The organism is Acinetobacter sp. S4400-12, assembly GCF_024129495.1.
In the GTDB taxonomy this organism is placed as follows: domain Bacteria; phylum Pseudomonadota; class Gammaproteobacteria; order Pseudomonadales; family Moraxellaceae; genus Acinetobacter; species Acinetobacter lwoffii_C.
This window is the reverse complement of record NZ_JAMXYB010000011.1, coordinates 16,624-28,687: the sequence shown is the minus strand read 5'-3', so window position 1 is coordinate 28,687 and position 12,064 is coordinate 16,624. Positions and strand designations below refer to the sequence as shown.

The window sequence follows — 12,064 nt, the reverse complement described above, 5'->3', positions numbered from 1 at the left end:
GACCATGCAATGGAGTTATCGCGGGGTAAGCGGCATGCTGTTTTTGGCTGCCGTGGTCGGGATGGTATTTGCACTTTATCTTGAACATGTCCAGGGACTGGCCCCTTGTCCGCTCTGCGTGTTTCAACGCATCGGGCTTATTGGCTTGGGACTCATCTCCCTGATCGCTTTTTTGCACAATCCAGCCTCCAGTCTGGGCAAGCGTCTGTATGCCTTGTTAGGTGCTTTGAGCATGTTATGGTCAGCCGGGGTGGCTGCACGGCATGTCTGGCTACAGAGTCTGCCACCGGATAAGGTGCCGAGCTGTGGTCCCGGTCTGGAGTACTGGCTGGATACCCTGCCGATGAAGGCAGTATTACAGCAGGTACTGAATGGTTCAGGGGAGTGTGCAGTGGTTGACTGGAGCTTTCTGGGGCAGTCCTTGCCGCTATGGTCACTGGTATTCTTCAGCGTATTATTACTGATTAGCCTGTGGCAGCTCTTGCGTAAATATCCGGCCAAGCCGCTAAAACGCCTGCGAGATCAATACTAAGCAATCTAAAAAGCCCTCATCAGAGGGCTTTTTTTCAGGTTAAGGCAATGCCTTCAATACTGTTCAGATCGACCAGGTGCTGATAAATCTGGGTACAATTCTCATCCTCCACACTTGGGTAAAACCAGCGTGCAATCTGTTCAGCCACCAAGGGATGGTATTGAATTTCAAAATGGTTCAGGCCATAGAAAATTGCCTTATGGGCATCTGGAACTTTTAGATCGTAGCGTGGATTTGGATGTTCTCCCAGCGCACTTTTGACGCTGACCAGATAGTCTCCAATCACATTACGGGTCTTGTTCTTGCGCTTTTCCAGTTCGATCGTTCCGGCCACCAGATAGGCATCGATATGTGAAGGAATCGGTGCCGGTTTGCGGTTGTCATCCATAAAGCCAATCCGTACCGGATTATGCTCCCAGTCATCATCGCGTACGCTGCCATAGCGCAAGTCCAGAATACCGTTGCTGCGAATATTGACGAGATGCCCGACAATTTTCACCAAAGGAAAATGTCCGAGTTTGTCTTGGAGGTTAAAACCGAAACGTTCCAGTACTGCCCCATGATGAGGCGAACCCAGACAGACCAGATTCTCGACCATGGGAATCCAGTCATGAACATTCTGCTTGCCATAAAACAGGGCACTTCGGGAGACCAGTCCCCCCATGCTGTGGCCGATCAGGTCAATGCTGGTAATCCCCGGATTACACTGGACAAGTTCCTGCAAGGTGTTGGCCAGACTATGACCATTGGCAGAAATCCGTCGTCCGGTATTGTAGTGCAGATAGAGCATGGTATTGCGGTCACGTTTCGCCAGCAGTTTTTCACCAATTCCTTCATATTTGTGGTTGGACCAGTCTAAATGATTCATACAGAGTCCATGCACAAACAGGCTAATCCGTCCGGTCAGCTCACCTTGCTGTAAAGAACCATAATGATCATAAATGAGCATTGGCAGGGCCAGCGGATTCTGATGTTTTATCAAATAGTCACCAATAATACCGTTCAAGGCACTGACTAAAAAATGCAGGGTCGGAGTTAAAGGCTTATGATGCAATTTGGGAAAGTGTTCAATAATTTGACGCAAACCGGGTGCAATCAGAGTATTGCCATAATGAAAAATCATGTCGTACGACGACTGGTACAGTCGGGCAATATAAGGGATATTTTGCAGGCTTTTGGCGTTCTGGTCACTAAGGCCAAACATGCTGAGTAAAATTTCACGCTGAATGGTTTTAATCAGTTCCTGGGCCACATCGTTCAGGCGCATGGTCACCAGCTGGGCCAGACCTTCCAGTACATCTGCCTGGCTGGGTGGCGTTCGATCCCATCGGCAGTAAGTTTCATGCAATGGTGTTAAACTGGGCATTTGCTTCTGTCCTTTTAATCAACCGTGTAGAGATCTCTTTCTTTTTAAAGTACTTCACGGTATAAATTCTTTTTCTGTAAAGAGTCTGAATCCTTTGCAATACTTTTAACATAGCGAGAATTACACAACATTCAGGGCTTTTTTGTCTGACAATTTAAGCAATTTCAGCTGAGAAAAATGCGAGGTATTTCACATTTTCCAGAGAAATTTCAATCATTGATCAATATGATTAAATACTGATGAATATTATTTATTTACATGGATTTCAGAGTGGAAGCCATTCCATTAAAGGACAGTTATTACTACAATTTTGTAAAAAATATCCTGAAATCACCCTACATTTACCAGATTTAAATATGCCGCCCCAGGCTGCAGTTGAAAAGGTTTCGGAACTGATCCGCAGTTTGCCTCAGGTAGCACTGGTCGGCAGCAGTCTGGGCGGATTCTATGCGACATATCTAGTCGCAAAACATGCGGTTCCGGCTGTACTGATTAACCCGGCAATGCGACCATGGCAGCTGTTTCGTGAACTGTTTCAGGCGGAGTTGCCCTATCCTGTGCATCCGAATTGGAGTCTGGAGGTGGCAGATCTGGCACAGCTGGAGCAACTGGCGCTAAATCCTGCTCAAGATGCAGACAAAATACTGGTGCTGCTGCAACAAGGCGATGAAGTTTTGGATTATCGTGAAGCACATCGTTATTATAGTGCTGCCCGTCCTCCGGCCATGTTAATGACAGAAGCCCATGGCAATCACGGGATGGATGATTTTGCGGAGAAAATTCCGCTGCTTTTACAGTTTTTATCCGACTGCGTCAAAAAGGAAACCGAATAACGTGTCTCAATATACGGCTCAATCTCTTGAAGTTTTATCTGGTCTGGATCCGGTGCGCCGTCGCCCAGGCATGTATACCGATACCTCGCGTCCGAACCATCTGGCGCAGGAAGTGATTGACAATGCGGTAGATGAGGCATTGGCCGGATATGCCAACAAGGTCACAGTGACGGTATATAAGGATGGCTCGCTGTCTGTAGAAGATAATGGTCGCGGCATGCCCGTGGATATTCATCCGGAATATGGCCAAAGCGGGATTGAAATCATTATGACCAAACTGCATGCCGGCGGTAAATTCAGCACCGATAATTATCAGTTTTCTGGTGGCCTGCATGGCGTGGGTATCTCTGTCGTCAATGCCTTGTCCAGCCGGATTGAAGTGTCAGTTCAGCGTCAGGGCAACCTGTATAAAATGGCCTTTGAAAAGGGCGAACCGACCGGCCCGCTGGAAGTGCTGAAAGGCAAAGCGCCCAAACGTGCATCGGGCACTACAGTACAATTCTGGCCAGAAGAAAAATATTTCGATTCTCCTAAATTTGCCCTGAAAGCCTTAAAACATAATCTAAAGGCCAAGGCAGTGTTGGCTGCTGGTCTGCAAATTAACTATATTGACCAGATTAATAACGAAAAAATCACCTGGCAGTTTGAAAACGGTCTGGTGGACTACTTGATGGATGAGCTGGAAGACCGTGAAATTATTCCGGCACCGGCCTTTGTTGCAATGGGGGAGGCAGAACGTGCCAGTGCCGAATTTGCAATTTGCTGGAATGTCGAAGGGGGAGACAGCATTCAGGAATCATACGTTAACCTGATTCCAACCGCGCAAGGTGGTACGCATGTGAATGGTTTGCGTTCCGGAGTGACCGATGCCATGCGTGAGTTCTGTGAGTTGCGTAATTTGCTGCCGCGTAATATGAAACTGTCGGCGGAAGATGTCTGGGACGGCGTAAACTATATCCTGTCCTTAAAATTCCAGGAGCCCCAGTTTTCAGGTCAGACCAAAGAGCGTCTGTCCAGTCGTGAAGCTGCTGGCATTGTTCAGAATATTGCCAAAGATGCCTTTGCCTTGTGGTTGCACCAAAACTCGGATATTGCCCTGCAATTGGCAGAAATGGCAATTTCCAAAGCCGGGCGTCGTTTAAAAGCGGCAAAGAAAGTAGAGCGTAAAAAGATTGTTGCTGGTCCGACCTTGCCAGGCAAATTGTCGGATTGTGTCGGCCATGAGCTGGATCAGTCGGAACTGTTTATTGTGGAAGGGGATTCGGCGGGTGGTTCGGCCAAACAGGCACGTGACAAGAATTTCCAGGCCATCATGCCCATTCGCGGAAAAATTCTGAACACCTGGGAAGTATCCTCAGATGAGGTTCTGGCATCGCAGGAAGTGCACAATATTGCTATCGCAATTGGGGTAGATCCTGGCTCTGATGACTTGTCTGAGCTGCGTTATGGCAAAATCTGTATTCTGGCGGATGCCGACTCGGATGGTCTGCACATTGCCACTTTGCTGTGTGCATTGTTCGTGAAACATTTCCCGGTACTGGTCGAAGAGGGGCATCTATATGTGGCGATGCCGCCACTGTTCCGGATTGATGATGGTAAAGAGGTGCACTATGCTCTGGATGAAGAAGAGCTGGAGGGCATCTTGAAAAAGTGTAAAACCAAGAATCCGCAGATTACCCGATTTAAAGGTCTGGGCGAGATGAACGCCAGCCAGCTACGGGAAACGACTTTAGATCCAAATACCCGCCGTCTGGTACAGCTGGATCTGGATGATGTGCATGTCACCGCAAGTTTACTGGATAAACTGCTGGCCAAAAAACGTTCGGGTGACCGTAAAGACTGGTTAGAGCAAAAAGGTAATCTGGCAGATATTGTGGTTTAGGATGCTGGCTTGAAAGCAAAAAAACCTCATCCGGAGAGTTTCAGTCGATTAGTTGACTGAACTTCTCCAGTTAGGGGAATTTTTATTGTATCCCAATATATTTTTTAAAAACTCGTCAGTTAAATTTTGGTATGTTCATCCCATAAAAAATAAATACCAAATTGTCCTGTTCTAAACTCTCCACCCATCGCTTTGCCTGCATCGGTGAGGAAATGTTTTCCATTTTCTGTCAGATTTAAATATCCTTGATTGACTAAATTTTCAAACAGATCAGGTGTTTTTAAACCAAGTTTTGCGGCCAGTTTTGCAGTGGTCAGTTTGGAATAACCGCTGCTTTCCTCAGTTCTGACTTCGCTCTCAGCAAGTGGTACTGGTTCCGTCTTAATTTCATCCAGAGTAATCCGTACTTCATCACTAATACGAATAATACGTTGAGCTTCCTCATAAGCATCTTTAAAGACCTCTTGATCTTCATCTTTACGTACCAGAATCCCCATTTCATTATTATTGACCTGACTAAACTCATAGAGGTTCAAGCTTGAAATAATACATTCTGATTCATTGATATAGCATTTTGCATGGAGATTTTTACAAAAGCTTAGACGTACATAATCCAGTTTTTGCAGCCATTTAATTTCATCGGGATGCAAATCACTTTTGCCATAGATAATGCGAATATCAATTTTGAGCCGATCTTTATCTTCTAAGAGTTCTTTAATACGATCATTTAAACGCAAATAAGGGCTGATTAAAATTAAACGCTCTTTGGCATTTTTAATTAATTCTTCTAAAAAGAAATTCGTTGCACTGGTATTTAAAAACTTGGCCATGGACTCCCCTGATCATGCTCAAATATTTATTTTGTATATTAAAATACAAATAAAAGAAAAATTATTCTACCTTCAAATATACACCGCTGGCAGAGACATTATGCCCAAAGCCACACGCTGAATCTCCACTGTCTTGCTCTAAAATAAGCTGTTGCCCAGCGCGAGGATTAAAAGCAAAACTAAGCTCAATTTTACAGTTATCTTGCTGATAACGGGTCTGGGTGTGATGCAGGGGCATCATTGTTTCAAATTCACCTATATTGGGGCCATAAATCAGGCTGCCTAAACCCATATATAGACCATTAAATTGAATTTGATAAGATTGCTGATGGGGCTTTACCTCAATACTACTCCAGGCGCCAAAACCGGCATGGCGAACATATTTGCCTGCCAGATTGGAGTTTTTTTGAGGTGCAGGCAGCTGCTGCAGATTAAACTGGCTACTCTTGGCTTGAGGATAAATCGAAAACCAGGCTCGTGCCCACTGCGGCTTGGCCAGTTTGGCATAACTGAGTCCGACATTATTAAACGCTGTTACAATGCTGCTTTCTGAAAAAGAAACACCACTTTCTTCGCTATGCATGTCACAAAATGCAGACCATGCCGCCTGTTGCTCAAATTGTTCAAGGGCTTTGCTATATTGTTTCTGGTCATACAATCTCTTGCCCTTCGCTGCATAGTTTTTAACCTGGGCACATTCTGATCTGAGTTGAGTTTCAAAGCTGGAATCGGCAAAACTCAGGCTACTGAGAGAAAAGATACTCATGCAGATAAGCCATTTATTCATTGTGCTACTCAACTTGGTATTTATTTCAAATAAAACATAGCAGAAGTATCAAGTAAAGGCGGATTTTAAAATTTAGATTTTATACAGGCTTATTGAGTCTGAGTAGAAGTGATTTTTAAGTAATTCTAATCAGAAATGGCTAATCTCTGAATTTTTAATTGAATAGATTCAAGTTTACCAGGAAACATTAGGTAGGGTAGCGCCGGTCTAACCGGATTTGGATCAAGTCAAAGCAGTAGCAGAGACCAACACTTTAAAAAATACAGCTGATTTTTGCCATAAAAAAGCAGAACCCGGGTTCTGCTTTTTATGAGCTGCTTTTTTTTGGCTTAGAAGTGATATTTCACCAGCGCACTCACATTGTTTTCGTCTTGATCTTTACGACCAAACTTATTGTTCCAAACAGAGTGTTCAATACCTACATATAAGCGTGTCTCTGGAGAAATGTGTTTGCCCGCATTCCATTTCCACTGTGTGGTCCAGTTGAGTTCACTCGCTTGAGCATCTTTTTCAGCAGTAGACCAGTCCAGGAAACCATCCACCAGGAAGTCTTCTGCTCCCAAGCTAAACGGTACGCCATAAGTGAAAGTCATTTGATAATCGTCTTTATTACCAAACACCTTTTCATTATTGGCACGATAAAAGTTTAAGCTTGCATATTGAAAATATGGAAGGTCAAGATCAAAACCTAAACCATACAGGAAGTTATCTGCATTGTCTGAGCCTTCCCACGTTGTGGAAATTAATACATCTTTCACAGGACCAAAGGCAAGTTTCTGGCCACTTACTTCACTTAAACTTAAGCGTGGCGATAATTCAAAATAAGTGCTTTTAGCATCATCGCCCCCACGCATACGATCCATGAAGAAAAACACATCTGCATATTTTACTTTAGCAGCGTATTCAACGGTTAGAGTGCTTTGCTGTTCGTCTACCGCTTCATAGTTTTCACCATAAAGACCGGTTACGCTAAAATCTTGCCAAACTGGTTTTGCTTGTGCCAAAGCAGCAGTTGAAGCCAAAGCACACAATGCCGCGATTTGTGTAAGTTTCATTTAAAATCTCTTCCCCCAAGAAAGCAGGTAAAGGATACAGATTAATAAGTAAAAATAAAGTTAAAATTGATCGATGACAGAAATATATTAAAAATCTTGCTTGGTCTCCTTGTCTGTTTTCTTATTACGGGTTCTTCAATACTTTCAAAAATAGGGACTAAATAGCTATGCTTAAAGAAATTTAAATGATCAGAAAACAGTAAGAGTCGGTTGAGCTGCTGCCAAAATTAAAGAAAATTTATGTCCGTTATTCTAGTTAAAGCATACTCAACAGTGAATAATTGGCGGAGTGCAATAGAAGTGGGCACAGTCAGAAGCCATTTACCACCTATTTTCTATAATCAAAATCGGGATTTTTACCCTAAGTTTGCTAAAAAATCTGGCTGATCGCAAAGGCAAGCATGTACCTTGATCAGATTAAACGGCGATGCCCTTGAGGCGGGGGATGAGAGGCACTGTGGTCAGTATTTCATCGGTTGAAGAGCAGGTTTCATCATTTTAGATGGCATGTAGCGGTGAAGAAAAACCTGTTTCCACTCTCAAAATGGGCGGTGCTCCTCCCTCGTACTGAACTCGAAACCGAAGGGGGGGGTAAACCAGTAATTAAAGCATACATGTTTATTACTTCTATAGCGGAAGCCATCGTCACAACCCTATACGCTCACAGACTTAGAGAAAAAATATTTAAAGCTAGCAGCGGGGATCTACCGGATAATTCTCTGCATTCTCATTATCATTCGGAAGAAAATTTAGGCTGATTCTAAGTGGTCGGGATAAGCAATTTTCTCATTGGCCGAATCCAATCACGTGAATAAGATGGTGATGAACGAACTGGAAAGCGGCTTTATTTTACTAAGTAAGGACCTGTCACAATTAGTTATTCTTTTGCTAAAAAAACCAAAATAGCACTTGCATATTTTCTGGATAGAGCCGATATTCAAGGTATAAGGACATGATTCTGCAGATTCATAAAGGTGTTCATCCATTCAAAATGGAGGAGATATTCCAATCATTTGAAGAAGTGAAATGCGTTGCGATACAGCAAACCAGAAACGTGCCAAGATAAAAATTTTGCACTAAGAAAAGTTAAAAAGATTGAGGATGGTAATTTATGAATATCGAACTTCGTACAGATAAACACATTCAGAGTAGCGATCGTTTAATTAGTTATGTACGTGCAGAATTAAGTCAGGAATTCCAGCGCCACAGTGAGCGTATTACCCATTTTTCAGTCCATTTGAGTGATGAAAACGGTGCCAAAGGTGGTGATGACGATATCCGCTGCATGATCGAGGCACGTCCGGCAGGTCTAAAACCGGTGGTGGTGAATCATCGTGGTCATAATGTTGATACCGCCATTCGTGGTGCCATTGACCGTTTAAAACGCAGTCTAGAGCATGTTATTGAGAAAAAAGATACCATACGTCCGGGTGCCCTGGAAATTAAAGAGATGGAAGACGAAGTCTGATCTGGAATCCTGAAAAAAAGCCCTGCGGGGCTTTTTTTATATAAAATGAAAAATAGTTGTGGGAAAGACAACAAATTTTGCTTTCTTCGGCATAATAGGGAAAAACGAATTGAAGCGAGCTCCATCATGTTAACTGCGCAACAACAGCTTTTTGTGCAAGCCATCGAAGATTTAGATCTGGAACAGGTAACAAAACTCCTGGCGGATGGACTCAATCCGAATTTTATTGACCTTGAAAAAGGTCCAGTCATTTCGGTCTGGTCGGATGGATTGTTCAAATGGTGGGAAGACGTCTGTGAGGCTTATGAAGCAAATAGCCCGCTTTCAGATGAAGAAAAACAGGCACGTCTGGATATTCATTTGCAGATTCTGGAAGCATTGATTCAGGCCAAAGTCAATTTACATCTGTGGGATGCTGAAGAAATTTATGGACCGCTCTGGGACGCAGCGAGTGCCGCCTGTGTTCCTGCAGTACAGCGCCTGCTGGATGAACAGGTCAATCCAAACACCAAAGATGAAGATGGGCAGACCATTTTGTCCTCTATTAGCGATTTATTCTTTGATTGTGATTTCGATGAAATTAACTGGTCAGAGGCCCTTGAAGAAGAAAAACAGACTCTGCAACTGTTGCGTGACCACGGCGCAAAAATGACCAAAGAACTGAATTAAATTTGAATAAAGAGCCTAACCAGATGAAGACAACATTAACAACCTTGGGTTTTATTGCGCTGACCAGTGTCAGTGCCCAACTTTTTGCTGAAGTCGAATTTGATCGTCCGGGTGAAGGTATGGGAACCGGCACTATCCCTGTGGGGCAGCTGGCATGGGAGCAGGGTTTGCCAACGCTGAACTATCGCGAGTCAATGGTAGAAGGAAGCAAGCTTAAAGAAACCACTTTAAATGCCGATATATTATTGCGCACAGGTTTAACCGATAGCCTGGAATTACGTTTGGGCTGGGATGGACCGGCATGGAGCCAGCAGAAATGGAACGGACACACTGAAGAAAATGATGGGCTGGGAGATGTCAGTATTGGCCTGAAAAAAGCCATTGATCTGGACGATGACAAACTGAGCATGGCCGTGATGGCTGAAGCGCTTATTGCAACCGGTAATAAGGGGTTTAGCAATGAAGAAGATATATATAGCCTGAGCTCGGCGGTGGCCTATCAATATAGTGATCTGGTCTCGACCTCTATCACCATGCGTTATGAATGGCAGGACTCAAACTGGGCTATTAGCGCAATTCCATCTGTAGACTATCAGTTTACGGATCGCTGGTCGGGCTATTCGGAATTGATTTATCGTAAGGCCGAAAGCCAAGCCAATGAATATGCACTCGGCACGGGCGTAATGTATGCCCTCAACGATCGGATCCAGCTGGATGCCAGTATGGGGGTAGATCTGGACGGGCAGGAAAACAGTTACTTCTCCGGTCTGGGTGTATCCTTTCTCTTTTGATCTATCGCACTCGGTATGATGCAACTTTTAGTAGTTCAGAAATGGAGCGCTTTATGTGCGCCTTTCCTGTTAGGCAGTGTACTGTTCAGTATAGCAGCTCAGGCCGAAACGGCGTTACTGTCACCTGAGCAGGCCTTTCCTCTGAGTGTAGTCTCGGACAGTGCTGAGCAGGCGGAACTCAGCTGGGATATTCCTGAACACTACTATCTGTATCAGCACAAGATTGAAGTCCGACAGGGCAATCAGCCGCTAACATTGGAACTGCCGCCCGCTGAAGAAATCTATGATGACAACTATGGGCATACCCAGGTTTATTATCAGCAGTTAAAATTTCAGATCCCGACTCAGCCCGGACAGTCTTATCAGGTCAGCTGGCAAGGCTGTGCCCAGGATCGGCTGTGCTATCCACCGCAAACCGCGCAGTTTAAAACCAATCTTTCCGGTCTGGTGCAATATGACACCGCAGCTTCCGGGAACACACGTCTATTAGATTTAAACAGCTCTACAACTGCCCAGAATCGTCTGCTTGATACTCTGGCTGATACTCAGCTACAACGCTCAGACCAATCTGATCCAGATATCGAAGAAGCTATAACCGCCCAAGACCAGAAGTGGTCAGTGCGTCTGGCAGAAAGCTCCTGGGCCTATGGTTTGCTGCTGTTCTTTGGTTTAGGGCTTTTACTGGCCTTTACCCCGTGTTCGTTGCCTATGCTCCCGATCCTGACCTCGTTGTTGGTCCGTGATAGCAAAGGCTTAAAAGCCTGGATGATCGCCTTAACCTTTGTGGTTAGTATGGCCACCGTCTATGCTGTATTAGGTTTAATCGCCTCATCGGCCGGGCTGAATTTCCAACGCTGGCTACAGCAGCCGGGTACCCTGATTGCTTTTAGTGCTCTATTTGTGCTGTTTGCCCTAAACCTGTTTGGCCTGTTTGAAATTAAACTTCCGCAGCGCCTGATTCAGCGTCTGGATCAGGTTCAGGCCATGCAGCATGGAGGGAGCCTGATCAGTGCCGCAGTCATGGGCATTATCTCCGCCTTGCTGGTGGGGCCGTGTATGACAGCACCCCTGGCAGGAGCATTGCTGTTCATTTCCCAGACCCAGAGTCAATGGCAGGGTGCCTTGTTACTCTTTGGTCTCGGATTCGGTATGGGGACACCCTTACTGCTGGCCAGTATTCTGGGGGCCCGGATATTACCGCGTGCCGGACACTGGATGAATCAGATCAAGGTGCTATTTGCCTTTATCATGCTGGGGCTGGCGCTGTATTTTATACGCCCGCTGATTTCTGAAGCTATGTTGCAGGGGGTGTCGCTGGGCTTAGGCATGGCCTTTATTGTCTATGTGCTGTGCCGTATTTTCTGGCAGCGTACTGGCCTGAGATGGTTATATATCCTGTGTCTAGTCGTCGTGCTGCCTTATCTGGCATATAGCCAATATCAACAGAGCCAGCGTTTTTTTGTTAAGCAAAGTCACAGCACTGCCACGTGGCAAGTGGCCAAAACAGCTGCCGAATTTGAATCCTTGTTAAAACAGATACCGCATGGCCAAAAGGTCATTATTGATATCTATGCCGACTGGTGTGTGGCCTGTCAGCCGATCGAGCAGCGTGTTTTAAAATCAGCCACGGTACAGCAGGCACTGGCACCGTACGTGCTGATCAAACTCGATTTAAGCCAATATGATGCAGCCCATCAGTCGTTGTTTAATCAGTGGGAAATTCTGGGGCCACCGACCTATTTGTTTCTGGATGGCCAGCAGCAGGAAATCCGTGGTTTGCGTTTAACCGGGGCATTTAATGAAGCGGAATTATTGGCTCAGCTGAAACGTCTGGCACAATTCCATTAACCT

General features: G+C 45.0%; 11 protein-coding genes. 7 read left to right on the top strand and 4 right to left on the bottom strand.

What is annotated here, in order from left to right; genetic code table 11:
- Window positions 1-4: 4 nt before the first annotated feature.
- On the top strand, window positions 5-532 hold the full coding sequence (locus tag NI461_RS06775) for a disulfide bond formation protein B (RefSeq protein WP_174659074.1): 528 nt from the start codon (window positions 5-7) through the stop codon (window positions 530-532).
- Window positions 533-566: 34 nt separating this feature from the next.
- Here NI461_RS06775 and NI461_RS06770 read toward each other — a convergent pair whose 3' ends face one another.
- Window positions 567-1,898 (bottom strand): alpha/beta hydrolase, encoded by a 1,332-nt coding sequence (locus NI461_RS06770; protein ID WP_253156840.1) that lies wholly within the window; start codon window positions 1,896-1,898, stop codon window positions 567-569.
- Between the two features lie 239 nt (window positions 1,899-2,137).
- On the opposite strand from NI461_RS06770, the gene NI461_RS06765 reads away from it, so the two are divergent.
- Complete coding sequence (locus NI461_RS06765) at window positions 2,138-2,731, top strand: YqiA/YcfP family alpha/beta fold hydrolase (protein ID WP_174659076.1); 594 nt, start codon at window positions 2,138-2,140, stop codon at window positions 2,729-2,731.
- 1 nt (window position 2,732) lies between these two features.
- Complete coding sequence (parE, locus tag NI461_RS06760; protein ID WP_174659077.1) at window positions 2,733-4,613, top strand: DNA topoisomerase IV subunit B; 1,881 nt, start codon at window positions 2,733-2,735, stop codon at window positions 4,611-4,613.
- Window positions 4,614-4,732: 119 nt separating this feature from the next.
- Here parE and NI461_RS06755 read toward each other — a convergent pair whose 3' ends face one another.
- The 3 genes from NI461_RS06755 to NI461_RS06745 all read right to left on the bottom strand — a co-directional run bounded on the left by NI461_RS06755 (window position 4,733) and on the right by NI461_RS06745 (window position 7,285).
- The gene (locus NI461_RS06755; protein WP_174659078.1) at window positions 4,733-5,443 is read right to left on the bottom strand and encodes a phospholipase D family protein; all 711 of its coding nucleotides are present in this window, start codon (window positions 5,441-5,443) and stop codon (window positions 4,733-4,735) included.
- A gap of 61 nt (window positions 5,444-5,504) precedes the next feature.
- On the bottom strand, window positions 5,505-6,230 hold the full coding sequence (locus tag NI461_RS06750; RefSeq protein ID WP_174659079.1) for a hypothetical protein: 726 nt from the start codon (window positions 6,228-6,230) through the stop codon (window positions 5,505-5,507).
- Window positions 6,231-6,559: 329 nt separating this feature from the next.
- Window positions 6,560-7,285: an outer membrane protein OmpK gene (locus NI461_RS06745; protein WP_174659080.1), complete on the bottom strand. Its 726-nt coding sequence runs from the start codon at window positions 7,283-7,285 to the stop codon at window positions 6,560-6,562.
- Between the two features lie 1,111 nt (window positions 7,286-8,396).
- On the opposite strand from NI461_RS06745, the gene NI461_RS06740 reads away from it, so the two are divergent.
- The 4 genes from NI461_RS06740 to dsbD all read left to right on the top strand — a co-directional run bounded on the left by NI461_RS06740 (window position 8,397) and on the right by dsbD (window position 12,061).
- Window positions 8,397-8,753 carry an HPF/RaiA family ribosome-associated protein gene (locus NI461_RS06740; RefSeq protein WP_174659081.1) on the top strand — a complete coding sequence of 119 codons (357 nt, stop codon included), beginning with the start codon at window positions 8,397-8,399 and terminating at the stop codon, window positions 8,751-8,753.
- Between the two features lie 126 nt (window positions 8,754-8,879).
- Complete coding sequence (locus NI461_RS06735; RefSeq protein WP_174659082.1) at window positions 8,880-9,422, top strand: ankyrin repeat domain-containing protein; 543 nt, start codon at window positions 8,880-8,882, stop codon at window positions 9,420-9,422.
- Between the two features lie 23 nt (window positions 9,423-9,445).
- Window positions 9,446-10,213, top strand: a complete 768-nt coding sequence (locus NI461_RS06730) for a transporter (protein ID WP_253152093.1) — start codon at window positions 9,446-9,448, stop codon at window positions 10,211-10,213.
- An 18-nt stretch (window positions 10,214-10,231) separates the two neighbouring features.
- A complete protein-coding gene (dsbD, locus tag NI461_RS06725) occupies window positions 10,232-12,061 on the top strand; it encodes a protein-disulfide reductase DsbD (RefSeq protein ID WP_253156866.1) in 1,830 nt (609 codons plus the stop codon).
- Window positions 12,062-12,064 lie beyond the last annotated feature (3 nt).

Coding starts and splice junctions, on each gene's coding strand:
- NI461_RS06775 (WP_174659074.1), top strand. CDS start 5: ATGCAATGGAGTTATCGCGGGGTAAGCGGCATGCTGTTTTTGGCTGCC.
- NI461_RS06770 (WP_253156840.1), bottom strand. CDS start 1,898: ATGCCCAGTTTAACACCATTGCATGAAACTTACTGCCGATGGGATCGA.
- NI461_RS06765 (WP_174659076.1), top strand. CDS start 2,138: ATGAATATTATTTATTTACATGGATTTCAGAGTGGAAGCCATTCCATT.
- NI461_RS06755 (WP_174659078.1), bottom strand. CDS start 5,443: ATGGCCAAGTTTTTAAATACCAGTGCAACGAATTTCTTTTTAGAAGAA.
- NI461_RS06750 (WP_174659079.1), bottom strand. CDS start 6,230: ATGAATAAATGGCTTATCTGCATGAGTATCTTTTCTCTCAGTAGCCTG.
- NI461_RS06745 (WP_174659080.1), bottom strand. CDS start 7,285: ATGAAACTTACACAAATCGCGGCATTGTGTGCTTTGGCTTCAACTGCT.
- NI461_RS06740 (WP_174659081.1), top strand. CDS start 8,397: ATGAATATCGAACTTCGTACAGATAAACACATTCAGAGTAGCGATCGT.
- NI461_RS06735 (WP_174659082.1), top strand. CDS start 8,880: ATGTTAACTGCGCAACAACAGCTTTTTGTGCAAGCCATCGAAGATTTA.
- NI461_RS06730 (WP_253152093.1), top strand. CDS start 9,446: ATGAAGACAACATTAACAACCTTGGGTTTTATTGCGCTGACCAGTGTC.
- dsbD (WP_253156866.1), top strand. CDS start 10,232: ATGCAACTTTTAGTAGTTCAGAAATGGAGCGCTTTATGTGCGCCTTTC.